Raw genomic sequence first — 22008 nt, forward strand, 5'->3', positions numbered from 1 at the left:
TAAAAGCGGAGTGAAAATATGAAGGCATTGCCTGTCAAAACAAAACTACTTTGGATTACTTCAGGGCTATTCTTGCTGATCGTATTAACGTTATCATTAAGTTTATGGTGGGGATTAAGTGATAAAAACAAAATTTTATCAGCGCAAGTAGATGACACTTTACACCAAGAAATTAGTCAAAAATTATCAGCTAAGGCAGCTGAGTATGGTCAACAAATTGCGGGGTTTATTAATGAAGCCTACCGTATTCCTTATTCGTTTTCTGGCATGGTTGAATACACCGCACAAAATGAGCCCCTCGACCGTTCAAAGCTAGAAGCACTCTTGGTTGCAAACCTACACAAAAACGCGCAAATATCGTCTATGTATGCGCAATTTGAATCAAATGGATACGACGGCAGAGACAGTGAATATCTGCAGGGCTTTACTCACAGTGTACCCGATAACGGTGGATTAGAAATTTATTACACCCGTAATGATGATGGGTCGACCGAGCATCAACAAGTGGATGATGCTGACGAAAAGTACGTCGCGACCCTTAATGAATTTGGTATACGCGAAGCGGAATGGTATTTGTGCGTCAAAGACACCAAAAAGCCTTGTTTGATGGAACCTTACCTCTATGAGATCACCCCTGGTAATAATGCATTAATGACATCTCTTACCGTTCCTGTACTGGTTAATCAACAGTTTATAGGCATGGTCGGGACTGATGTTAATTTACCTATTTTTCAAAAGTTAATTGTTCAGTTATCACAAAGCCTTTATCAGGGAAAAGCTAAAGTGACTTTACTTAGCCAGCGGGGCTTAGTGGTGGCAGCAAGCCATTATGACAAGTTAGCGAGGCCGTTTGCTGAATCTATCTCTCCTCAAAAAGCCTCAGAATTAATGAAGCTGCATAAAAGTAATCAAATGTATAGTGATGATGACATCATCGCGGTGGCTTTTCCTATTCAAATTCCATTAGCTCAAGCTACCTGGTCACTGGTGATTGAAGTGCCCAAAGAGCAAGCATTTGCTGCAATTACTAAAATGGATAACGCCATGGATGAAATGGCGGCTTCATTAGGCAGTTTACTGTTAACCTTAGGCGCGATAGTGTCGATTATTGCGATAGGTCTAATTAGCATAGTGATCCGCAGTATTATTTCACCACTGAATAAGATCCAGCAACGAGTTGAAAATTTAGGCAGTGCAGAAGGGGATTTAACCCAATCTATTCATGTCGATTCACATGCTGAACTTATTGCGCTGGCAAAAGGGTTTAATCTCTTTATCACTAAACTAAGAGACTTGATTATCGGTCTTAAAGGTTTGGCCGATCGTTCACAATCTGAAAGTCAGAAGTCGGCCAAAATTGCGCAATTAACCCGTGAAAGCGTTAATCGTCAATATGCTGAAATTGACAGTGTTGTCACTGCTGTTAATCAAATGAGCGCCGCCGCACTAGAAGTGGCTAAAGCCTCAGAGCAAACCGCGCATGAAACCGAATCGATGACTAAGAATGTTAAGGAAGGTGAACAGCGTCTGACACAGGCAATGAGCTACGTGAATGAGATGTCAGTTGAGTCTGCTCAAGCGCAAAAGGCGGTTGAACTGGTTTCTCAAAGTAGTGGCAATATTAGTGGCATTTTAGAGGTGATAAGTTCAATAGCGGGACAAACTAACCTTTTAGCCTTGAATGCGGCCATTGAAGCAGCTAGAGCAGGCGAGCAAGGGCGAGGTTTTGCGGTGGTGGCTGATGAGGTCAGAGCATTAGCATCAAAAACACAAAACTCGACCGATCAAATCACTAAATTGATTGATTCGCTGCAATCAGAAGTGCGCAATGCATCCAATATCATAGATAAAGGTGCAAAAGGCGCTTTGCTTGCCGTTGAGCAAACTGAGATGGCTTTATCCTCTTTAAATGCGATAGTGGTGCAGATTAATGAAGTGTCATCGCAGGTGACTCATATCGCTACTGCGGCTGAAGAGCAAAGTATGGTGACTGAAGAGGTAAGCCGAAATATTACTGGTATTTCAGACTCGGCAGCAGAGTTGTCACAGCTAGCTGATGAAGCTCAACAAAGTAGTCATTCGTTAGCTGAGTTAGTTCAGCAACAGCATAGCGAATTAGGTAAGCTAAGAACCTAATCGTGTTTGCTATTGCAGTTAAAAGGTGGCCCAATGGCCACCTTTTGTTTATGCTGCGATTTTATTTTATCTTCATCACAATAAATAAGTGTTCAGAAATAGCCAAAGAAAAAGACATGATAACAAGGCAGATTTTTATGATAAGTGGTTATTATACAATCTAAACATTTAACGCTGTTATCGTGTATTTTCAGCCGCTAGCGTGAGCAGTGATTTATTTCGATTGGCATTATATGGTTATCCAATGACAGAGTTTATTGCCCCACCTTGTTTAGAGCAAATTGATATCTTGTTTCAAGATGAGCACTTATTGGTCATCAATAAACCCTCAGGACTATTAAGTTTATCGGGCAAACACCCACTCAATTTAGATTCAGTGCATTATCGCCTTATCAAAGACTTTCCAGGTTGCACGTTAGTACATAGGTTAGATTTTGGCACCTCAGGCATTCTGTTAGTGGCATTAAATAAACGCATTAATGGCCTGCTGACGAAACAGTTTCAAGATGGCGCAGTAGATAAAACCTACACAGCCATACTGCAAGGTGAGCTAGCTTGTTTAGAAGGCAACATAAAAGCCCCAATTGCTAAAGGCGAGTTTCCTTTAATGCAAGTATGTGAAACAGGTAAAGCTGCTCATAGCCATTACCGTGTACTTGAATATGACCGGTTATATCAAGGGGTACCCGTGACTAAAGTGGTTTATCGCCCTATTACCGGAAGAACCCATCAATTACGGTTACATAGCCAGTATATTGGCCACCCTATTATTGGCTGTGACCTTTATACTCAGGGGTATTCAAAGCATTTAGCACCACGATTGATGCTTCATGCTAGTAGTCTGTCATTTGTCCACCCCATCACTGGTGTGAGAATAAATATAGAGAGTCAAAGTGGGTTTTAAATAATCTTCATGGCGTCATAAAACTGGTGCATAATATTGCCCAAATTCGCTTATTATTCAGTTTATAGGAAATTAGCATGATCGGGTCGGCGTTAGATTATTTAGCTTTGGTCACTTTTTTGACCAGCTGGCTGGGTTACACCCAGTTTTCAAAGCGCAAAGCTAAGACCACGCAGTGTATTGCCAGAGTGATGCATCAACAACGTATTCATTGGATGTCGCAAGTGATTGCCAAAGAGGTGCGAGTGGCTGAGGCCGCATTGTTGGCAAATCTTGAACGAAACATCGCCTTTTTTGCTTCCACCACATTACTTATTTTAGCGGGTGTGCTGACCTTGTTTTCGCAAGTGGAAAAACTTGAAATGGTTATTGGCTCTATTCCGTTTTCAGTTTCGCCAGATCATGCTTTGGTTCAAGTTAAGTTAGCATTACTGGCTTGTATTTTTGTGTTGGCATTTTTCCAGTTTACCTGGTCAATGCGTCAATATGGTTTTGTTAATGTCATGATAGGTGCTGCGCCACTGGACAAATCTGGAACAGATAAAAATTTGCTGGCTTATGCAAGGCAGATGGCAGTAGTACAGGATCAAGCCGCGCATTCATACAATTATGGTTTACGATCATATTACTTTGCTATGGCGGCATTGTGCTGGTTTTTACACCCATCGGCCTTTATTTTTGCCAGTTTATTCGTTGTTTATACTCTTTATCAACGTGAGTTTAATTCTCGGGCTGTGCAGGCAATAACGTTAGCACAAGCACATTTAGAAAAAGATCCTGCTTACAAAGTGAATGAATAACCGATAATTGGCCCTGCTGCTTGATAATAACTGCGACAAACAAGCCTATTATAAAATGTATTTGTAACTGGTTGTTGTACCGTTGCTAACAAGATGGCTTATTCAGCACTATTTTTAACTTCAACACCGGTTAAAATATGAAAATTGGCACTGAAAGTGCCAATTTTCAATGCCATACAACTAAATTCGTTATTTTAACTGATAACTATTTGAATTTAAGACTAATCGTGGTTCTGCTTTGGTTACTATGTCCCTTAATCTTCCCCCGTCCTTGTGGACTATTTATAAAGTGGTTTAGAAAGATTTTCGAAGAAAGAGATAATCCCAAAAATTAAAAACAGCATAATTAAAGTGTTTAGCGGTGTTTCAATTGAGTAACTTGGCGTTAAATTTAACGCGCTCATGGTTAAAATGACCACAAAGTTACCACCTAATAATTTGTAAAGCGCAAGCGCTGGGGTTGAGCATATTCGCCAAATAGCAAAGATATTAATGAAGTAAAATAAGCATAACTGCCATAGTTCGGTGAAATAAGGCATAAGAAACACATATTCAATCAAAATAATAACACTAGTATTAAACGTCACTGTTGCTGCCGGCTTTATTAACCCTTTTGGCATCGTCATTATCGACACGGCAAGAATGGATGACAATAATGGGAACATATAGCTGCCCATAATGGGTATGTAAATCCATGCCCCAAAACAGCATCCAATAATGATGAACGACATCATCGCGTTAATGAGTCTATTTCTGCTTGACTCCATTGGGCTGAGATTTGTTAAATCATGCCAGCTTTTTGTCAGTGACAATTGGCCCATCGGACGCTCATCGTTTTTCACACCTTCTTGCAGTAGTGCGAGTTTACGTTGTATTTCATCTAAATCATTTGATGTTACTTTAGTTGTGGTTTCTTGCTTTGGGTCTTGCACCGCAAAGTGGTTGAGCTTTTGTGCTATCTCATAACTTGCAATAGTACAAGACTGCCATTTTTTAAGTTGATTACTTAGTCTATAGCTACCACTGAGGGGCAAATCTAATAACATTTCCATTTTTGCTATTTGTTGCTGGGTATGAGCCAGTTTTTCAACTAGTTTTTGACCATCTTCAATACTGATAGCGTCATTGAGTTGAATACAATAAGTTTTCAATTCAAGTAACACTTTGTCTAATAGCGTAAAGAAATAGTTTTCAGTGCTATTAGGCCATACAAATCGGTATACCAATGAATAAACAACAATGCCTAAAAGGGTTTCTTGTAAGCGCAAAATAATCATTGAAAACGAAGTAAAATCATCAAAGCTGCCAACAGCGGTGATCATAGTACAGACAATAAATGACATTCTATAGGCATAACCATGCTTTGGATCGAAGGCCATGTAGGTAGCTATAGCGGCTAATATCAAATATATACCAATAAATAGCAGTCGATCTTGGGAGAAAAAAGCAATTAATATAATCGCTATTATGGCTCCCGCTAGTGTTCCCATTAACCGCTCACGTGCGACTTTTAGTGACTGGCCATAGGTTTCATTTGATGCCAATACTACAATTGTGACCGCTGCCCAATAAGGTTTTTCCCAGCCAAAATAAAGTGAAAGGACAATACTGATCACAAAGCTTATAGCAACTTTAAGGGCATCTTTGGTTGTGAATGATAGCATCCGATCCGCCTAAATAATTATGGGTTTGATTTGATGATTTTCACTGAAGCCGTAATGCCAACTCGCAATTGAATGTCTTCTGGCACATCATTTAATAACAGCTTTACTGGAATACGTTGGGCTAAACGTATCCACTGAAAGTTAGGGTTTACTGTGGGTAACAGTGTATTGCCAGTGCTGCCATCAGATTTAGAAATACCGTAACCAATGCTGTCTACTTGTGCTTTAATAATTTTGTCGGTATCCATCATTAAGGTGACTAGTGCTTTGTCGCCACTTTTTACCCCTTTAAGATCAGTTTCTTTAAAAAAGCCTTCAATCCAAAAGCTGTTTTTATCGATAAGGGCAATTACCGGTGAATTGGCGACCACTTGTGCGCCTTCACGTAGATTTAAATTGGTAACAAAACCACCTGTTGGTGCATACACTTTGGTAAAATTGAGGTTTAGTTGCGCTTCTTCTACTAAGGCATTTACTGCCGCTAAGTTAGCTTTGGCGGTTTGCACTGCATTTTCAAAGTTGTTCAAATCTAATACAGAAACCGTACCTTGTTTACGTTTTTCAAGCGCGGTAGCGCGGTTGTTTTCGTTGATGGCTTTGTCTAATACCGCCTTGGCTTGCAGTTGTTTCGCTAACGCATTATTGAGTGAAACTTGATAAAGGCTTGGATCAATTTCAAATAATAAATCGCCTTTATTTACCTGGCTATTATCGTTAATTCCAATTTTGACAACGGGACCTGTAACTCGTGGAGTAATTTGAATAATGTGTGCGCGGACTTGGCCGTCGCGGGTCCATGGATTTTCATTATAATGTTTGTATTGAGTGTATATACCGGCAATTGCAGCAATGGCGACTATAGTAGTGATGAAATATCGAAACATGTCAGTATGACCTTAAAATTGAGTGTGTTAACAAGATATTTTGGCGAGTTGTACAATGTACTTAGGTAATTGCCATCATTTGACTTAATGCTATGGTAAATATAGCCACTAAACTCAATTCAAATATGGCAGGCAATGCTATCCATTTATACCAACCTAGTTTGGTTGATATTTTGGTAAAAATGATCATTAAAATATAGGCAATAGGGATGAGAGCGAGCAGTGGTGGCCCGTATATTTCTCCGAATGCGATTTCGTGAGGCATAGTCTTACCATTTTTATGTTGATGATATTAATTAAAATGCCAAGAGTATTTCTAAGCATTGATGTACAAAGTGAATATCAATTGTTTGATAGCACAATCATAAGCCTAATCTGTTGTTATTGTTTATCGCATATGATGTATCAAACCCTACAAATTAAGTGTTTAATTACATTCTAGTTCAGCATCTATAAACCTGACCTCTAAACTTCTGAAAATGGAGTTTAAATTAAGGGGTAGGGCGTCCTAATAATCTGATGTATCACAGCAACCAAGGTTCGCACTAGACAAGCTTGAAATTCAGCCAGTTATTATGACGCTTTTAGATTGAGTAAAGCATGAGTCGCAAAGGAAATTGTTGGCAGTTTGCCCTAATGGAGCGTTGCTGTAGAAGTTTGAAATCTGCATGGGAGCCAGCAAATGGTGATGGTAATTTTACCGAAGCAGTCAAATCTAACACAAATTACACCACAGGATATGACAGTGAAACTAGATCCATCAATATAACGGTGGATTAACGCCAAATAGGTCAGAACGTTAATATTGGAAAGACTCTAAAACCGTGGCCAATTTTACTTGAACACTACAAGTTTATTCGTTAACTAGAGCAATAATTCATTAAATTGTGAAGCTTACCTAAATCATTACTACAGGCACAACTACGCCCAAAACAACCAGAAATGAAAAAGGCGTAGCAAGTACTAACTTGCTACGCCTTATCAGAATTGGTGGCCCCTCCCAGACTTGAACTGGGGACCTGACGATTATGAGTCGTATGCTCTAACCAACTGAGCTAAGGGGCCGACTTAAGATAGTCGTCACTATCGAAAGCGGGAGGAATTATACGAAGTTTATCCTCGCTTGTCACCCGTGATTTTCACTCAATTTTAGTATCTTGATTCAATTGGTTATGTGTTAATCAAAAAGTATGCCGCGGCGCGTGAAATAGGCATAAAAAAACCTGCCGAAGCAGGTTTTAGCACAATCAATTTAAAAATCGATTGATTCTATATCATTACTAGTGATTACTCATCTAAGAATGATTTTAAGATTTCAGAGCGTGAAGGGTGGCGCAACTTACGTAACGCTTTCGCTTCGATTTGACGAATACGTTCACGTGTTACGTCAAACTGCTTACCAACCTCTTCTAGCGTGTGATCTGTATTCATGTCGATACCAAAACGCATACGCAATACTTTGGCTTCACGGGCGGTTAAGCCTGCTAGCACTTCATGGGTTGCATTTTTTAGACTTTCGCTAGTGGCTGAGTCTAAAGGTAGCTCGAGGGTGGTATCCTCGATAAAATCACCTAAATGCGAATCTTCATCGTCACCAATTGGTGTTTCCATGGAGATGGGTTCTTTAGCGATTTTCAGTACCTTACGGATCTTATCTTCAGGCATCATCATACGCTCTGCCAATTCTTCAGGAGACGGCTCGCGGCCCATTTCTTGAAGCATTTGTCGAGAAATACGGTTTAGCTTGTTGATTGTTTCGATCATGTGTACCGGAATACGGATCGTGCGTGCTTGGTCAGCAATCGAGCGGGTAATCGCCTGACGGATCCACCAAGTTGCATAAGTTGAGAACTTATAACCACGACGGTATTCAAACTTATCAACGGCTTTCATCAAACCGATGTTACCTTCCTGAATTAAGTCTAGGAATTGTAAACCACGGTTGGTGTACTTTTTAGCAATCGAGATAACCAGACGTAAGTTAGCTTCAACCATTTCTTTCTTGGCACGACGGGCTTTCGCTTCACCGATTGACATACGACGGTTAATGTCTTTAATGCCTGCGATGGTTAAATCGGTTTCTTTTTCAACAGCATCAAGTTTGTTCACACAACGAATAACATCTTCTTCAACCATACGTAAGCCTTCAGCGTATGGTTTAGTGCTGTTCATTTCGGTGGTAAACCATTCAAGACTGGTTTCTTTACCTGTAAATGCTTTCACGAAGTTTTTCTTCGGCATTTTTGCTTGCTCAACAACAAGCTTGAGGATCAGACGTTCTTGAACGCGAACACGGTCCATCATGGTGCGCATGCTTTTGACTAAACGATCGAATTGCTTAGGCACTAAGCGGAATTCTTTGAATAGTTCGCCGATAACAAACAATGAGCCGATAGCTTCAGGATGGTCGCGACCTTTCTCTGCAATAATCGCTAAGCTTTTTTCATAAGCTTCACGTAATTGAGTGAATTTTTCTTTCGCTTCTTCAGGATCAGGACCTTTTGGACCTTCTTCCTCTTCTTGGTCGTCATCATCATCGTCATCGTCGTCTTCATCATCTAAATCATCATCAGATAGTTCAGAGCCGATATGGGTTGCGGTTGGGGCAACGTCTTCTTCGTCAGGGTTTACAAATCCAGAGATAATATCAGACAAGCGTAATTCGTCAGCTTCATACTGATCAAATTGCTCTAAAATCATTGCAATGGCTTGTGGGTATTCACTCACTGAGCATTGAACGGTATTGATACCTTCTTCAATGCGCTTTGCAATTACAATTTCGCCTTCGCGTGTTAAAAGCTCGACCGTACCCATTTCACGCATGTACATGCGTACAGGATCAGTTGTACGACCTAATTCACTTTCAACTGTCGCAAGTGCGGCAGCAGCTTCTTCTGCTGCATCTTCGTCTGTGTTGTCTTCCGACATCATCATGTCATCGGCATCCGGTGCTTCTTCAAACACACGAATACCCATGTCATTTATCATCTGGATAATATCTTCAATCTGATCTGAATCGACCATGTCTGCAGGTAAGTGGTCGTTCACTTCTGCATAGGTTAAATAACCTTGCTCTTTACCTTTAGCGAGCAACAGTTTAAGTTGCGACTGCGGAGTGTGATCCATAGATATCATCCAAGTTTGGGGAACTGAAATAACGATAGGACACTGAGACTAGCTTAGTGTCGCGCAAATCGTCAATTATAGCTGTGTGGACTCATCTTAGCTAGTCCATGGCGTTGTTTTAACCGCGAAAATTTTGTCTTTTTCGGGTTACTTCGCAACACCTTTCATTACTGAAATCAGCTTAGTAAGCTGCATTTTCTCAGCTTTTGTTAAAGTCTGTTTGAGACTAAGTTCCTGATAGCGTTGTTCTATATATTGGTTAGTCAACCATATCAGGGTTTGTTTAAACTCGGTCAACACATTTTCATCCGCCACTTGATGGTCCCATTGGGCTAACTTTATTAGAGTGCTCTTCTGTTCGTGCTCTCTATGTATTTCAAGTAGTTGTGCGCTATTAAATTGTTGAGTTCGAGTTATTTCAAGCAAATGAATCAGCAAGTCAATGCCAGCCATTTGAATTTTGTTTAATGCCGGTTGCGGGGCAAGTCCGAAGCCTAAGCTTGGTTTTTGTACTAACAATGCAATAGCTAACCTTAATGGTGTGCCTCGCCCTTGTAAGCCTTTGGCATTAAGTGGTTGCGGTTTCTTGACCGCAAAACCTAATTTTTTCTTTAAATCATCACTGCTGTTCATGCCTAATTTGTGCGACAAATTTTCTAACAACAGGTTTTGTAATACACTGTCTTGTACTTTTTCGATTAAGGTTATTGCCTGTTTGGCAAGGGCACCTTTATCTGTTCCATGGATACTACTTAAAGTATCAAACAAAAACTCGGGTAACTGCATGGCCTGTTGAATGAGCTCTTCAAAAGCCGATTTGCCAATTTTTCTGACCATGGTGTCAGGATCTTCACCCTGAGGTAAAAACATAAATCTTACCGTATCACCGGGTTTTAAAAGCGGTAAAGCGGTTTCAAGTGCGCGACATGCGGCTTCACGTCCTGCTCTATCACCGTCATAACAACAGATGACTTCTTTGGCACTACGAACTAACAGTTGAAATTGTTCAGCCGTTGTCGATGTACCAAGCGATGCAACAGCATAGTCAACGCCAAATTGCGCTAACGCCACAACATCCATATAGCCTTCAACAATTAAAACATGTTGAGGATCGCGATGACGCTGTTTTAATTCGTATAAGCCGTAAAGTTCATTACCCTTATGAAATATGGGCGTTTCTGGAGAATTCAAGTATTTAGGTGTACCTTCACCTAAAACTCTGCCACCAAAGCCGATCACTCTGCCGCGTCTATCGCGGATTGGAAACATTAAGCGATCACGAAAACGGTCGTAACGCTTACCACTGTCGTTTTCTATCAACATGCCAGCGGTCAGTAATTTATCTTGTGCTGATTGGTTTTGACGGTAGCGGCCTAATAATCCGTCCCAGCCGTCAGGCGCAAAACCTATGCCGAAATGCTTAATAACTTCATCTGATAACCCTCTGAAGTCAAGGTAATCAAGCACTTTTTGCTTATCTTGATGCTGTCTTAATTGGCTTTGATAGAAAAGGTTCGCTTCTTCCATTAATTGATATAAATCGCGGCTTAATCCGTGATCCTGGCGTTTTGTGTTGCCATTTTCTTGTGGTACATCTAAACCCAGTTGACTGGCGAGCTCTTCGATCGCATCGACAAATTCTAATCGATCGTATTCCATGACAAAATCAATAGCATTGCCATGTGCACCACAGCCGAAGCAATGGTAAAACTGTTTATCTCTGCTGACGGTAAAAGAGGGCGATTTTTCGCTATGAAAAGGACAGCATGCAGAATGATTTTTGCCCGCTTTTTTCAGTGGCACTTTTCGATCAATAAGATCGACAATGTCAGTTCGAGCTATTAGCTCATTGATAAAATCACGAGGGATCGCCATTGATTGCTATAAATTCTCGAAGTCACTTTATCAACTAATTAAAACAAACAAGCCGTGCAGGTGCACGGCTCATTCAACATTAACGCCTGATTATTTCAATTTTGCGCGGATTAAAGCACCAATGGCACTCATGTCTGCACGGCCTTGAACTTCAGATTTTAATGCTCCCATTACTTTGCCCATATCCGCCATGGATGCAGCACCGACTTTAACAATAGTTGCATCGATAATCGCTGCCACTTCTGCTTCTGTTAAGGGTGTTGGCAAGAAGGTTTCAATGACTTGAATCTCTTCTGCTTCAGCTGCTGCAAGCTCTGGGCGATTCGCTGCTTCATATTGAGCAATTGAATCACGACGTTGCTTGACCATCTTGGTTAAGATAGCTATTACCTGTTCATCATTTAAGGTTTCGCGGGTATCCACTTCAACTTGTTTGACGGCGGCAAGTGCCATACGAATAGTGCCTAGGCGTACCTTTTCTTTGGTACGCATAGCGTCTTTCATTTGGTCTTTTAGCTTATCGACTAGGCTCATAATGAGATTAGTATAAACGTACGCGACGTGCGTTTTCGCGAGAAAGCTTCTTAGCTAGACGTTTAACTGCAGCAGCTTTTGCGCGCTTACGTGCAGTAGTTGGCTTCTCGTAGAATTCACGAGCACGTACATCAGCTAAAATACCAGCTTTTTCACAAGAGCGCTTGAAACGACGAAGAGCTACGTCGAATGGTTCGTTTTCACGTACTTTAATAATTGGCATACGCCATCACCCCTTAGGTGTAGTTGAGTTGGTTATGTAAGTGTTTTAAGTTCGAAACTTAAACCCTTAAATAGCCAAAAGGCTAATTAAAATGGTGCGGAATTTTACACCGAGCAAAGGGTATTTGTAAACCCTTTGTTCAGATTGTCTGCTGAAGGCAAGTTAAAAAACAATAAATAGCTGTTTTAAAAGTGATATAAGCGATCAAAAACGATCGCCTAGGTGGGGCTGTTGATTTTATCTGGAGAAAACTGACACCAAAGGCTAGAATTAGCCGCTTAATTTTACAGGAACAAGATATTATGCGCATTATTGGTATTGAAACATCATGTGATGAAACTGGCATTGCCGTTTATGATGATCAGCAAGGCCTGCTTTCACATGTATTATATAGCCAAGTAAAGCTGCACGCTGACTATGGTGGCGTTGTGCCTGAATTGGCTTCTCGTGATCATGTACGTAAAATTATTCCACTAATCAAACAAGCGCTGACTAAAGCGAATTCTACTATTGATGATATTGATGGTGTGGCATTTACAAAAGGACCTGGCTTAATTGGGGCGCTATTAGTGGGCGCCTGTGTTGGACGTTCATTAGCCTATGCTTGGGGGAAACCTGCGGTAGGTGTGCATCACATGGAAGGGCATTTATTAGCCCCGATGCTTGAAGATGATGCTCCTGAGTTTCCGTTTGTTGCCTTGTTAGTTTCAGGTGGACATTCAATGTTGGTGCAAGTGGACGGAATCGGTCAATATGTTGTATTGGGTGAGTCTGTTGACGATGCAGCAGGTGAGGCTTTTGATAAAACGGCTAAATTGATGGGATTAGAGTATCCGGGCGGTCCGCGTTTAGCAAAATTGGCAGCCCAAGGATTGGAGGTTGGATACAAATTCCCGCGTCCAATGACTGATAGACCAGGCCTAGATTTCAGCTTTTCAGGTTTAAAAACCTTTGCTGCTAATACTATTGCTTCAGAACCGGATGATCAGCAAACCCGTGCCAATATCGCTAGGGCATTTGAAGAGGCGGTAGTTGATACTCTTGCTATTAAATGTAAGCGTGCCCTCAAGCAAACTGGCTATAAGCGTTTAGTGATTGCCGGCGGCGTGAGCGCCAATACGCGTTTGCGTGAATCTTTAGCTAAGATGATGCAAGACATGGGCGGAAAAGTGTATTATCCACGGGGTGAGTTTTGTACTGATAATGGCGCTATGATTGCTTATGCGGGTATGCAACGACTGAAAGCGGGACAAATAGAAGATTTAGCTGTGAAAGGTGTACCTCGTTGGCCTTTAGATTCATTACCTGCGGTTTAAATCGTTAGCGTCGGCTGTAAATTATTAGGGCGTGTTTATCTTTGTTGATAAACACGCCCTAGATAAGATCAAACATTAAAGCTTAACGTGTTTAATCGCGTTAAGTTTTTTTATTGCTTCTTTTTCGGGTCACTTTGGTTTCTTCGCCAATTCTTAACCTTTCAATATTATCTTTATGCCGAATTAAAATCAGCGTCGATAACATGGCTACTGGTAGCACAAAGCGCTCATCCAGCCACCATGTGTAGACAGGGGCAAGTACCGCAGTTGCCATGGCTGAAACGGAGGAGTAACGGGTAATAAAAACTAATATGACCCATGTGGCTACTAAGCAAAGTGCTAAATCATGTCCAATAGGGGCCATGGCGCCAAAAGCCGTTGCAACGCCTTTACCGCCTTTAAATTGAAAAAATATTGGGTAAATGTGGCCAAGGCAAGCGGCAACCGCAATAAATCCAAGGGATGGGGCATCTAAACCAAGTAAATAACTCAGGTAAGACGGAACAGCCCCTTTCAGCATGTCAAAAAACAACACCAGCAATGCAGAACTTGCACCGCCAATTCTTAATACATTTGTCGCGCCAGGGTTGCCTGAACCGTTTTCTCTAGGATCGGGCAAACCTCTCATTTTGCAAACTAATATCGCACTTGAGATCGAACCTGCCAAATATGCAACAATTATCATCAAAACGGTTACGACTATGGTGTTCAAATTGGTTTCCTTACTCATCTTAGGGTATTATCGCGCATGTTTTTTTAATGCGCTGTTGCAAGTCATTCTGCAAGCATCAAAAGCAAGTTCCGTGGTATGAATTAAATTCGTTACCTTTGTTTTTGTATTGGCTTATCCTACTGCTTTACGCGTGCAGGCAAAAGGCCAGATGGTGAGAATATCACTGTTTATCTGCAATTAATTTTGAACAGTCTAACAATATGGGTTTTTCTGGAGGTTCACATGGATAAAGTGCTTATCAGGCAGTTGAAAATTGAAACTGTGATTGGAATTTATGAGTGGGAAAAGAAGATCCATCAAACCTTGCTGATTGATTTAGACATGGCTTGGGATAATCGATTAGCCGCTGCGGGTGATGATTATGCCCATGCGTTGTGTTACGAAACCGTCTCGAACCGTTTAACCGCTTTGATTACCGAAAAACCATTGGAATTGATTGAAACCGTTGCTGAAATGATTGCCCAGTGTTTGCAAAATGAATTCAATGTGCCATGGGTCAAGGTTGTTGTGATGAAACCCGGTGCCGTACCTCACGCCGCATCTGTAGGTGTTGAAATTGAACGAGGCATTGTTTAAACGATTTTTGATGATCAATCTTCCCAATAACCCGGATTAACACATTTAATGGCAAAAATTTATATCAGTTTAGGCACCAATATTGAACCTGAACGACACCTCCAGGCAGGATTGTTGGATTTGCAGCAACATTTTGGACGTTTGTCTTTATCGCGGGTGTTTGAAAGTGAATCGGTTGGGTTTAAAGGCACTAACTTTTTAAATATGGTTGCGAGTGCTGATACCGATATGTCGATTGCTGAGGTTGTTGCCACGTTTAAGATGATTGAACAAGCCAATGGCCGTATAAGAGGCGAGAAAAAATTTAGTCCTCGTAGTTTAGACATTGATTTATTGCTTTATAATGACGAAATAACCCGCCAGCCAGTTGAACTTCCTCGTGGTGAAATTCTATTTAATGCTTTTGTGCTGTGGCCATTGGCAGAGTTAGCCCCTGATGTATTGCACCCAATCGTTGGATTGTCATATCAAACATTGTGGCAGCAATACGATAAGCAACAGCAGCAAATATGGCCAATTCCTTTTACTTTTTCACCCCAGCTACATTGTACTAGTGCTTTATGATGAAAACCTGCATGTATTACGTTATTTAAACAAGGACAAATATGGAATCGCTACAAGTTATATTTTTGGCACTTATTCAAGGTTTAACCGAGTTTTTACCTATTTCAAGTTCAGGGCATTTAATTTTACCTGCACAATTATTGGGCTGGGAAGACCAAGGATTATCATTTGATGTAGCGGTAAATACTGGGTCATTATTCGCGGTGATTATTTATTTTCGTACAGAAATTGTGACCTTAACTCAGGCGTGGATTAAAAGTTTTGCTACCGGCACTCAAACCCAGGAAAGTAAATTGTCATGGTGGATTTTGTTGGCCACCATTCCTGCGGTTATCGTCGGTTTTATGGCCAAAGATTTTATTGAAACCCATTTACGTAATACTTTAGTTATCGCAATCACAACCATCTTTTTTGGTTTGTTGTTATGGGTTGCCGACCGAATGTCAAAAGCACAGCTTAATGAGTTTCAGATGGGTTGGAAAAAAGCCCTGTTAATTGGTGTTGCACAAGCTATGGCATTAATTCCGGGGACTTCTCGCTCTGGTGCAACCATGACCGCAGCATTAATGTTGGGACTGACCCGTGAAGCCGCAGCGCGTTTTTCATTTTTGATGTCTATTCCAGTCAGTTGCGGTGCCGCACTATTAGTCACTAAAGACTTAATTGAAAGCCCGTTACCGATTGACTATCAAGCATTAGGTTTGGGTTTGGTGGTATCGTTTGTGGCAGCTTATATCTGTATCCATTACTTCTTGAAGTTTATTAGTCAAATCGGCATGACCCCATTTGTGATTTACCGACTAATATTAGGTAGCATTTTACTTGGTTTGTTATACCTATAAGGTTTTGAGTCAGTAACAAATGAATTAAACGGGTATTTTTACCCGTTTTTTATTTTTAGTTTTCCTTATTGAAAGTTTATTTATGATGATTTCTCCATTAATTTGCCCGATCTGTGCTCAGCCATTGCATCAACATGATGCTTCAAAAGGTTTATATTGCGACGCAAAGCATCACTTTGATCGTTTAGTACAAGGCTATTACCCTTTGGTGAAGGTAAAAGCAAAAACACTGCAATCATCCGTTAGTCGACAACAAATGCGAGCAAGGCAGTTTTTACTCCAAAGTGGTGTTTTCCAACCGCTTGTCGATGTATTGCAACAATTAATGCTGTCGCTGACTAATGATAAACAAGCAGTTAATTGGTTAGATTATCAATGTGGTGATGGCTATTATTTAGCGCAAATTCATGCCTTTTTAGTTGCACAGCAACAAGCTGACAATTTGTCTGTTTGGGGGGTGTCTGATGCTGAAAATGCCTTATTTGCCGCTTCAAAATTACAGTTGCCGGCCTGTTTGATTTTTAGTGCACTCAAAGCATTACCGTTTGCGGATAAAAGCATTGATATTGTGACGATATTTGATGCGCCGATCAAAGGTCAAGAATGTATTCGGATATTAAAGGATGATGGCCGCATGATCCTAGTGCAGCCGAGTCACCAGCATTTATGGCAAATTAAACAACAGGTTTACCCTGATTTGATGGAGAAACCATTTCAAATCAATATTCCTAAGCGCTTAAGCATTGAAACACACGAGTGCGTGTCATTTGACATTAATGTCAGTGGCGATCAGGCGCTAGGTTTATTAGACAGTTCTTTGTTTGCCTGGCGTGCTAATGATGAACTTAGACATCAAATTAAAGCTCGGCCCATTGAAGGATTGAAATGTGAGTTTGATGTATTGGTACTCAAGCAAGCATAGGTGTTTTTAGGATGTGTAGCCAAGATGCGATGGTAGGCTACAAATATAGGATTTTACGCTGATATGTAGTTGTTTGTGGTAAATATTAACAAGCGTTGGTTAGCAAAACCGATAAAGTCTTTTTGACGTGTTAATCAATTATTAAGTAAAACAAATAATTAAGGCTTGAAGTTGATTTAAACTGCATGGCAGTTAATCCACATTCAAGCCCTAATAATCAACCTATGAAAATAAGCTAATTCTTTATAGCTATGTCTTACTTCTTGTAAGAAGAAGCCATGTTGTCTAAACGGTCGTTAGCACGTTTAGCTTCAGCTTGTGCGTCCATAGAAGCAGCTTTAGCGCCTTTAACATCAGCAGATAATTTGCTTTGCTCAGACTTTAAAGAACCAACTTCTGCAGATAGTTGATCAACTTTGTTACCTAAGTTAGCAACGCTTTCTTCTAGAGCAGTAGTGTTAGCACAGCCACCTAGTAAAGCAGTCATAGCAACACCAGCAATCATCAGTACTTTTTTGTTCATGGGTAAATCCCTTAAATATAGGTTGTAGTTTTAGCGCAAAAGCCTATGCCTTTGCAGCGGCGTAATTATGTCACACATTCTATAATTTGCTATAGGCAAACAACAAAATGTTTACCTAAAGTAGTCAAATAAATGAAAAATGCAAGCGTTTTGGAGCTTATTGGGTTGATTCGTGTACTATTTGAAGGAAATTAGTGAATTATCCTACGAAAATCAATAAAAAAGCAGTTTTCTGCCCATAGCTATTTTTTGAGCTATAAGTCATATAGTTTGGCTTTGTTGCTTTAAAGCTTGCACGGCTTCAATTCTTTTTTGGTGCAATTGCTGTTTTATTTCCGCGCCTTGAAATCCACCTAATATAATTTGCTTAACATCAACGTTACTTGCTACTTCAAAGCAGGATTCAAGATACGCTTGTTGCGGATATTGCGCATTTTCAAACCCGAAGCGGCCCCGCATATCGGCATGACAACAGGTTAACATTTGCTTTAATCGCTGTGGTTTGCGCCAAAAATCAGCTTTGTCGAATATTTTGATAACGGTTTCTGCTTTTAGTTCAAACGCATTATGAATATTTTGGTGTTGGTCGCTGACTAAAATAGCTAAATCACGATATTCATTTGGCACACGCAAACGTTGGCACAAGCGTTTTATAACACCGACACCTTTTTGACCGTGGCCGTGATGTTTAGGTAACGTTTCTTTGGGGCTAAGGGCTTTACCTAAATCATGGGTTAAACTGGCAAACCTGATGGCTTTATCTGTCGATAATATACTTGCTTCCGCCAGTACCAGTAAGGTGTGTACTCCTGTGTCTATTTCAGGGTGCCATTTTTCAGGTTGCGGAATGCCAAATAGCACGTCAACTTCAGGAAATATCGCTTTTAAGGCGTTGCAGTTACGCAATACTTGAAAAAACACTTCAGGGTTATTGTTGCTTAATACTTTATCTAGCTCTTGCCATACACGTTCAGGGGTTAAATGCTCCAGTTCACCTGACTCTGCAATTTGTTGCATAAGTGCTTGAGTTTCTGGCGCAATGGTAAAGCCAAGATGATGGAATCGTGCTGCAAAGCGGGCGACGCGTAAGACCCTTAGTGGATCTTCAATAAATGCATCTGAAACATGTCTGAGAATTTTTTGTTCAATATCTTGCAGGCCCCCATAAGGGTCCACCAAGTTGCCTGATTCATCTTCAGCAATGGCATTAACGGTTAAGTCTCGGCGTAATAGGTCTTGCTCTAGGCTGACATCTTTGGCTGCATAGCATGCAAAACCTTGATATCCCATACCCGTTTTGCGCTCAGTTCTGGCAAGTGCATATTCTTGTTGCGTTTTAGGGTGCAAAAAAACCGGAAAATCTTTGCCTACCTGTTGATAGCCTTTTGCTAGCATTTCTTCAACACTACTGCCAACAACAACAAAATCTTGGTCTTTAATTGCATGGCCAAGCAGCTTGTCTCGCACCGCACCACCGACTAAATAGATCTTCATTTGGGTCACTTTTGGTCAATATAGGAAATAAATCTTACCAGAGTTCGATTTTTGCGGCTAACTTTTGACAAGCAACCTCGCAGGGATTAACTTGAGCCGTCAGTTTTAGTTAAGGATGCTAAGTCGTATGTATAAAGCTTTTTATGGGTTAAACGATAATCCATTTTCCATTGCTCCTAATCCGCATTATATGTTCTTAAGTGATCGTCACCGTGAAGCCCTCGTGCATTTGACCTACGGTTTGGGGGAAACCGGTGGCTTTGTGTTGCTTACTGGTGAGGTGGGAACGGGTAAAACAACTGTATCGCGTTGTTTATTGCAGCAGTTACCTGAAAATACTGATACTGCATTTATTCTTAATCCTTCACTCACTGAGCAAGAGTTATTGGCGACCCTGTGTGATGAGCTTGGCATTACCTATGGTGAAAATCCCAGTATTAAGCAACTTACCGATTTATTGAGCCAATATTTACTTAATAGCCATAAAAATGGGCGTAACACGGTACTAATCATTGATGAAGCGCAACATTTACGCTCAGAGGTACTAGAGCAGTTAAGATTATTAACTAACCTTGAAACAGATACTAAAAAGCTATTACAGGTTATTTTAATTGGCCAGCCAGAATTACAACAACTGCTAAAGCGCCAAGACTTACGTCAGCTTGCGCAGCGTATTACTGCGCGATATCACTTATTACCGCTCAATGCTGATGAATTAGCCTTGTATGTGCAGCATCGTTTACAGGTTGCTGGCCGGCATGAGCCTTTATTTACCGCAAAATCGATCCGCAGGTTGCACCACTACAGTGGTGGCATACCTCGATTGACCAACCTTTTATGCGAAAGAGCATTAATGGCAGGATATGGTCAATCTAAGGTGCCGATAGATCATAAGATGATCGATCAGGCAGCGATGGAAGTGCTTGGAGAGTCATTGCCAAATAATGATAAACGTTGGTATGCTGCGATTGCTGTTGTGGCATTATTCACGTTTTCTGCGGCATTTTATCTTTTTTATCAAAGTGGTGAAACGACATCATCCGCTGCTGAAGTGCTCCATAATCAGCAAACAAATCAACCCATTCAAACGCTGCCTTCGGCATCACAAGCTGTATCACATTCACCATCTGCTGATACTGCATTACAGGTTAATTCAAGTAAGATGAATGCCAATCAAAGGGTGATGCAAAATGCCATGGCACAAAGCCAAAATATTGATGTGGCTTTTGCTGCATTATTCGGTTTATGGCAATTACAGCCTATTAGCGAGTTAACCCCTTGTCAGGCTGCACAGCAACAAGGATTAACCTGTTACCAACAACAAGGTAATTGGAATAGCATCATGCGCCTCAACTATCCTGCCGTGGTGTATTTACAAGATGCAAAAATTAACCCGTTTTATGGGGTGATTGTAGAGCGTCAGTATGAACAAATATTATTGCAATTAGGCGAGCAACAATTTTGGGTGGGTAAAGATTGGTTTGATCGCCATTTCAGTGGCACTTTTGAAATTTTATGGCAGTCAGAACAAGCTATGCCAAGAGAAATAGGCCAAAGTGCGCCTTTAGCGCAAGTGCAGTGGTTAGAAAATAGCCTCGCCATGATTGATCAACGTCCAGCCCGCTTAGTGAGCCAGTTTGATCGCCAATTAGAAGAGCATTTAATGTCGTTTCAGCGATTGCATGGATTAAAAGCAGATGGCATAGCAGGCAGTCAAACACTGGTGCAAATTAATTTATATCTAAGCCAAACCGGCCCAAGATTGAGTTCAGCGGGGCGTCAATAATGTCAATTTTATTGGATGCGGTCAGTAAACAGAAGCAACAATCTGCGGGAGTATATGATCCGGTTTTGACACCACGCCCTGCGTCACCTTTGATCCGGCGTAAGCGCGGCTTGGCGACGAAAGTGACTATACTCGCCGTTGCTATGTCGTTTGCAATTTCCGGCGCATGGGGATTAAACACCTTATTGAGTCGTGGCCATCAAGACGCTGCAACCCGTAAAGTGACATCGGCTCCGTCGGTTTTACCTGTGGCGACTATTGTGCCTGAAGTGTCTAAATCGGATGTCGAATCTGAGACTTCAGCAATGGAAGATTTTAGTTTAGCAGGCAAAGTGGCATTACCACGACCTAAACCACTGTCATCGTCCATGGTAATGACTGAGCCGCAGCTTCAGCAGCCACAGCCGATGAGCAACCAATACAGCCAACCTGATCCGGTACAGCAACCCCATTTGACAACCGCGTCTTCATCTAATGCATTGACGATAGAGCAGTTGCAGCAATTGAGTCAGCAATACGATCAACAATTGCAAAATGCCTATCAACAATCAACTGATACGCAGGATGTTGAACCGATTATTTTAGGTGCAAATGCCAATCAGCGTGGCTTACAAGAGCTAGAAGCCTTAAAACTTCAAGTGAATATGGCAGCAAATGAAGTTGATTTTCAGTCGGTTAGACAGGAGCGAGTGAATCAGGATAACAATCTTGCTGATGCATTTGCTGCAGCTTTAAAAGATGTTGAGTACGAGCAGTCTGCTAATCGTGATGTGACTGAGGCTAAATTGGATCCTATTCCTAAACCTAAGCCGCAGGGGATCCCCAAATACGGCGACTTACCTGCAAGCATACAGTTACGTATTCCCGAGTTTAATATTGTTGCGCATGTGTATTCAACAGAACCCAGCAATCGCTGGTTAAATGTAGATGGTCAAGAGTTACAGCAGGGCGATATGATCCAAGGTAAATTAACCATTATTGAAATTCGCCCTCGAGACATTATTTTAGATATTGATGGTCAAGAGTTTAAAGTGCCTGCCATTTAATCATCGACTTTTGTAGATGACAGACAAGCAATAAAAAAGGCGCCTAGGCGCCTTTTTTAT

General features: G+C 41.1%; 20 protein-coding genes, 1 tRNA gene and 1 pseudogene. 11 read left to right on the forward strand and 11 right to left on the reverse strand.

From position 1 onward, the window contains the following. Window positions 1-18: 18 nt before the first annotated feature. The 3 genes from OHT75_RS12615 (at window position 19) to OHT75_RS12625 (ending at window position 3840) form a co-directional block, all read left to right on the forward strand. Window positions 19-2136: a methyl-accepting chemotaxis protein gene (locus OHT75_RS12615; protein ID WP_264727125.1), complete on the forward strand. Its 2118-nt coding sequence runs from the start codon at window positions 19-21 to the stop codon at window positions 2134-2136. 244 nt (window positions 2137-2380) lie between these two features. After that, entirely contained in the window at window positions 2381-3040 is a 660-nt protein-coding gene (locus OHT75_RS12620; protein WP_264727127.1) for an RluA family pseudouridine synthase, read from the forward strand. A 77-nt stretch (window positions 3041-3117) separates the two neighbouring features. After that, window positions 3118-3840 carry a DUF599 domain-containing protein gene (locus OHT75_RS12625; RefSeq protein WP_264727129.1) on the forward strand — a complete coding sequence of 241 codons (723 nt, stop codon included), beginning with the start codon at window positions 3118-3120 and terminating at the stop codon, window positions 3838-3840. Between the two features lie 278 nt (window positions 3841-4118). Here OHT75_RS12625 and OHT75_RS12630 read toward each other — a convergent pair whose 3' ends face one another. The 3 genes from OHT75_RS12630 to OHT75_RS12640 all read right to left on the reverse strand — a co-directional run bounded on the left by OHT75_RS12630 (window position 4119) and on the right by OHT75_RS12640 (window position 6653). After that, complete coding sequence (locus OHT75_RS12630; protein ID WP_264727131.1) at window positions 4119-5504, reverse strand: FUSC family protein; 1386 nt, start codon at window positions 5502-5504, stop codon at window positions 4119-4121. A 17-nt stretch (window positions 5505-5521) separates the two neighbouring features. Then, window positions 5522-6388 carry an HlyD family secretion protein gene (locus OHT75_RS12635; protein ID WP_264727133.1) on the reverse strand — a complete coding sequence of 289 codons (867 nt, stop codon included), beginning with the start codon at window positions 6386-6388 and terminating at the stop codon, window positions 5522-5524. A gap of 61 nt (window positions 6389-6449) precedes the next feature. Further along, entirely contained in the window at window positions 6450-6653 is a 204-nt protein-coding gene (locus OHT75_RS12640; protein WP_264727135.1) for a DUF1656 domain-containing protein, read from the reverse strand. 187 nt (window positions 6654-6840) lie between these two features. Here OHT75_RS12640 and OHT75_RS12645 point away from each other — a divergent pair. Next, window positions 6841-7191, forward strand: a pseudogene (locus tag OHT75_RS12645) (IS3 family transposase); the annotation flags it as partial. Between the two features lie 185 nt (window positions 7192-7376). Here the strand turns inward: OHT75_RS12645 and OHT75_RS12650 are convergent. The 5 genes from OHT75_RS12650 to rpsU all read right to left on the reverse strand — a co-directional run bounded on the left by OHT75_RS12650 (window position 7377) and on the right by rpsU (window position 12146). Further along, window positions 7377-7453: transfer RNA gene (locus OHT75_RS12650), tRNA-Ile, on the reverse strand. A 222-nt stretch (window positions 7454-7675) separates the two neighbouring features. Beyond that, on the reverse strand, window positions 7676-9514 hold the full coding sequence (gene rpoD, locus OHT75_RS12655) for an RNA polymerase sigma factor RpoD (protein WP_264727138.1): 1839 nt from the start codon (window positions 9512-9514) through the stop codon (window positions 7676-7678). 147 nt (window positions 9515-9661) lie between these two features. After that, window positions 9662-11389, reverse strand: a complete 1728-nt coding sequence (gene dnaG / locus OHT75_RS12660) for a DNA primase (protein WP_264727140.1) — start codon at window positions 11387-11389, stop codon at window positions 9662-9664. Window positions 11390-11479: 90 nt separating this feature from the next. Next, a complete protein-coding gene (locus OHT75_RS12665) occupies window positions 11480-11923 on the reverse strand; it encodes a GatB/YqeY domain-containing protein (RefSeq protein WP_264727142.1) in 444 nt (147 codons plus the stop codon). A 7-nt stretch (window positions 11924-11930) separates the two neighbouring features. Continuing rightward, window positions 11931-12146, reverse strand: a complete 216-nt coding sequence (gene rpsU, locus OHT75_RS12670; protein WP_006080725.1) for a 30S ribosomal protein S21 — start codon at window positions 12144-12146, stop codon at window positions 11931-11933. 302 nt (window positions 12147-12448) lie between these two features. Here rpsU and tsaD point away from each other — a divergent pair, with 302 nt between their 5' ends. Then, window positions 12449-13462 carry a tRNA (adenosine(37)-N6)-threonylcarbamoyltransferase complex transferase subunit TsaD gene (tsaD, locus tag OHT75_RS12675; RefSeq protein ID WP_264727145.1) on the forward strand — a complete coding sequence of 338 codons (1014 nt, stop codon included), beginning with the start codon at window positions 12449-12451 and terminating at the stop codon, window positions 13460-13462. 100 nt (window positions 13463-13562) lie between these two features. Here tsaD and plsY read toward each other — a convergent pair whose 3' ends face one another. Then, entirely contained in the window at window positions 13563-14192 is a 630-nt protein-coding gene (gene plsY / locus OHT75_RS12680) for a glycerol-3-phosphate 1-O-acyltransferase PlsY (RefSeq protein ID WP_406682020.1), read from the reverse strand. A 225-nt stretch (window positions 14193-14417) separates the two neighbouring features. Between plsY and folB the strand changes: the two genes are divergently transcribed. The 4 genes from folB (at window position 14418) to OHT75_RS12700 (ending at window position 17099) form a co-directional block, all read left to right on the forward strand. Further along, a complete protein-coding gene (gene folB / locus OHT75_RS12685) occupies window positions 14418-14771 on the forward strand; it encodes a dihydroneopterin aldolase (protein ID WP_264727150.1) in 354 nt (117 codons plus the stop codon). A 48-nt stretch (window positions 14772-14819) separates the two neighbouring features. Continuing rightward, window positions 14820-15335 carry a 2-amino-4-hydroxy-6-hydroxymethyldihydropteridine diphosphokinase gene (gene folK / locus OHT75_RS12690; protein WP_264727152.1) on the forward strand — a complete coding sequence of 172 codons (516 nt, stop codon included), beginning with the start codon at window positions 14820-14822 and terminating at the stop codon, window positions 15333-15335. A gap of 41 nt (window positions 15336-15376) precedes the next feature. Then, complete coding sequence (locus tag OHT75_RS12695) at window positions 15377-16177, forward strand: undecaprenyl-diphosphate phosphatase (protein ID WP_261297512.1); 801 nt, start codon at window positions 15377-15379, stop codon at window positions 16175-16177. An 82-nt stretch (window positions 16178-16259) separates the two neighbouring features. Continuing rightward, the gene (locus tag OHT75_RS12700) at window positions 16260-17099 is read left to right on the forward strand and encodes a putative RNA methyltransferase (protein WP_264727155.1); all 840 of its coding nucleotides are present in this window, start codon (window positions 16260-16262) and stop codon (window positions 17097-17099) included. Window positions 17100-17355: 256 nt separating this feature from the next. On the opposite strand, the gene OHT75_RS12705 is transcribed toward OHT75_RS12700, so the two are convergent. After that, entirely contained in the window at window positions 17356-17622 is a 267-nt protein-coding gene (locus OHT75_RS12705; RefSeq protein ID WP_124017059.1) for an Lpp/OprI family alanine-zipper lipoprotein, read from the reverse strand. Window positions 17623-17883: 261 nt separating this feature from the next. Beyond that, on the reverse strand, window positions 17884-19116 hold the full coding sequence (locus OHT75_RS12710) for a multifunctional CCA addition/repair protein (protein ID WP_264727159.1): 1233 nt from the start codon (window positions 19114-19116) through the stop codon (window positions 17884-17886). A gap of 127 nt (window positions 19117-19243) precedes the next feature. On the opposite strand from OHT75_RS12710, the gene OHT75_RS12715 reads away from it, so the two are divergent. Together OHT75_RS12715 and OHT75_RS12720 are read left to right on the forward strand one after the other, a co-directional pair. After that, entirely contained in the window at window positions 19244-20902 is a 1659-nt protein-coding gene (locus OHT75_RS12715) for an ExeA family protein (protein ID WP_264727161.1), read from the forward strand. Beyond that, window positions 20902-21948: a general secretion pathway protein GspB gene (locus OHT75_RS12720; RefSeq protein ID WP_264727162.1), complete on the forward strand. Its 1047-nt coding sequence runs from the start codon at window positions 20902-20904 to the stop codon at window positions 21946-21948. The genes OHT75_RS12715 and OHT75_RS12720 overlap by 1 nt, the downstream gene beginning before the upstream one ends. Window positions 21949-22008 lie beyond the last annotated feature (60 nt).

Origin of the sequence: Shewanella subflava (genome assembly GCF_025971955.1) — a bacterium.
Taxonomy (GTDB): domain Bacteria; phylum Pseudomonadota; class Gammaproteobacteria; order Enterobacterales; family Shewanellaceae; genus Shewanella; species Shewanella subflava.

What these genes read in the sequence shown, in the direction of transcription:
- OHT75_RS12615 (WP_264727125.1), top strand. Translation starts at nt 19, where the DNA reads ATGAAGGCATTGCCTGTCAAAACAAAACTACTTTGGATTACTTCAGGG.
- OHT75_RS12620 (WP_264727127.1), top strand. Translation starts at nt 2,381, where the DNA reads ATGACAGAGTTTATTGCCCCACCTTGTTTAGAGCAAATTGATATCTTG.
- OHT75_RS12625 (WP_264727129.1), top strand. Translation starts at nt 3,118, where the DNA reads ATGATCGGGTCGGCGTTAGATTATTTAGCTTTGGTCACTTTTTTGACC.
- OHT75_RS12630 (WP_264727131.1), bottom strand. Translation starts at nt 5,504, where the DNA reads ATGCTATCATTCACAACCAAAGATGCCCTTAAAGTTGCTATAAGCTTT.
- OHT75_RS12635 (WP_264727133.1), bottom strand. Translation starts at nt 6,388, where the DNA reads ATGTTTCGATATTTCATCACTACTATAGTCGCCATTGCTGCAATTGCC.
- OHT75_RS12640 (WP_264727135.1), bottom strand. Translation starts at nt 6,653, where the DNA reads ATGCCTCACGAAATCGCATTCGGAGAAATATACGGGCCACCACTGCTC.
- rpoD (WP_264727138.1), bottom strand. Translation starts at nt 9,514, where the DNA reads ATGGATCACACTCCGCAGTCGCAACTTAAACTGTTGCTCGCTAAAGGT.
- dnaG (WP_264727140.1), bottom strand. Translation starts at nt 11,389, where the DNA reads ATGGCGATCCCTCGTGATTTTATCAATGAGCTAATAGCTCGAACTGAC.
- OHT75_RS12665 (WP_264727142.1), bottom strand. Translation starts at nt 11,923, where the DNA reads ATGAGCCTAGTCGATAAGCTAAAAGACCAAATGAAAGACGCTATGCGT.
- rpsU (WP_006080725.1), bottom strand. Translation starts at nt 12,146, where the DNA reads ATGCCAATTATTAAAGTACGTGAAAACGAACCATTCGACGTAGCTCTT.
- tsaD (WP_264727145.1), top strand. Translation starts at nt 12,449, where the DNA reads ATGCGCATTATTGGTATTGAAACATCATGTGATGAAACTGGCATTGCC.
- plsY (WP_406682020.1), bottom strand. Translation starts at nt 14,192, where the DNA reads ATGAGTAAGGAAACCAATTTGAACACCATAGTCGTAACCGTTTTGATG.
- folB (WP_264727150.1), top strand. Translation starts at nt 14,418, where the DNA reads ATGGATAAAGTGCTTATCAGGCAGTTGAAAATTGAAACTGTGATTGGA.
- folK (WP_264727152.1), top strand. Translation starts at nt 14,820, where the DNA reads ATGGCAAAAATTTATATCAGTTTAGGCACCAATATTGAACCTGAACGA.
- OHT75_RS12695 (WP_261297512.1), top strand. Translation starts at nt 15,377, where the DNA reads ATGGAATCGCTACAAGTTATATTTTTGGCACTTATTCAAGGTTTAACC.
- OHT75_RS12700 (WP_264727155.1), top strand. Translation starts at nt 16,260, where the DNA reads ATGATGATTTCTCCATTAATTTGCCCGATCTGTGCTCAGCCATTGCAT.
- OHT75_RS12705 (WP_124017059.1), bottom strand. Translation starts at nt 17,622, where the DNA reads ATGAACAAAAAAGTACTGATGATTGCTGGTGTTGCTATGACTGCTTTA.
- OHT75_RS12710 (WP_264727159.1), bottom strand. Translation starts at nt 19,116, where the DNA reads ATGAAGATCTATTTAGTCGGTGGTGCGGTGCGAGACAAGCTGCTTGGC.
- OHT75_RS12715 (WP_264727161.1), top strand. Translation starts at nt 19,244, where the DNA reads ATGTATAAAGCTTTTTATGGGTTAAACGATAATCCATTTTCCATTGCT.
- OHT75_RS12720 (WP_264727162.1), top strand. Translation starts at nt 20,902, where the DNA reads ATGTCAATTTTATTGGATGCGGTCAGTAAACAGAAGCAACAATCTGCG.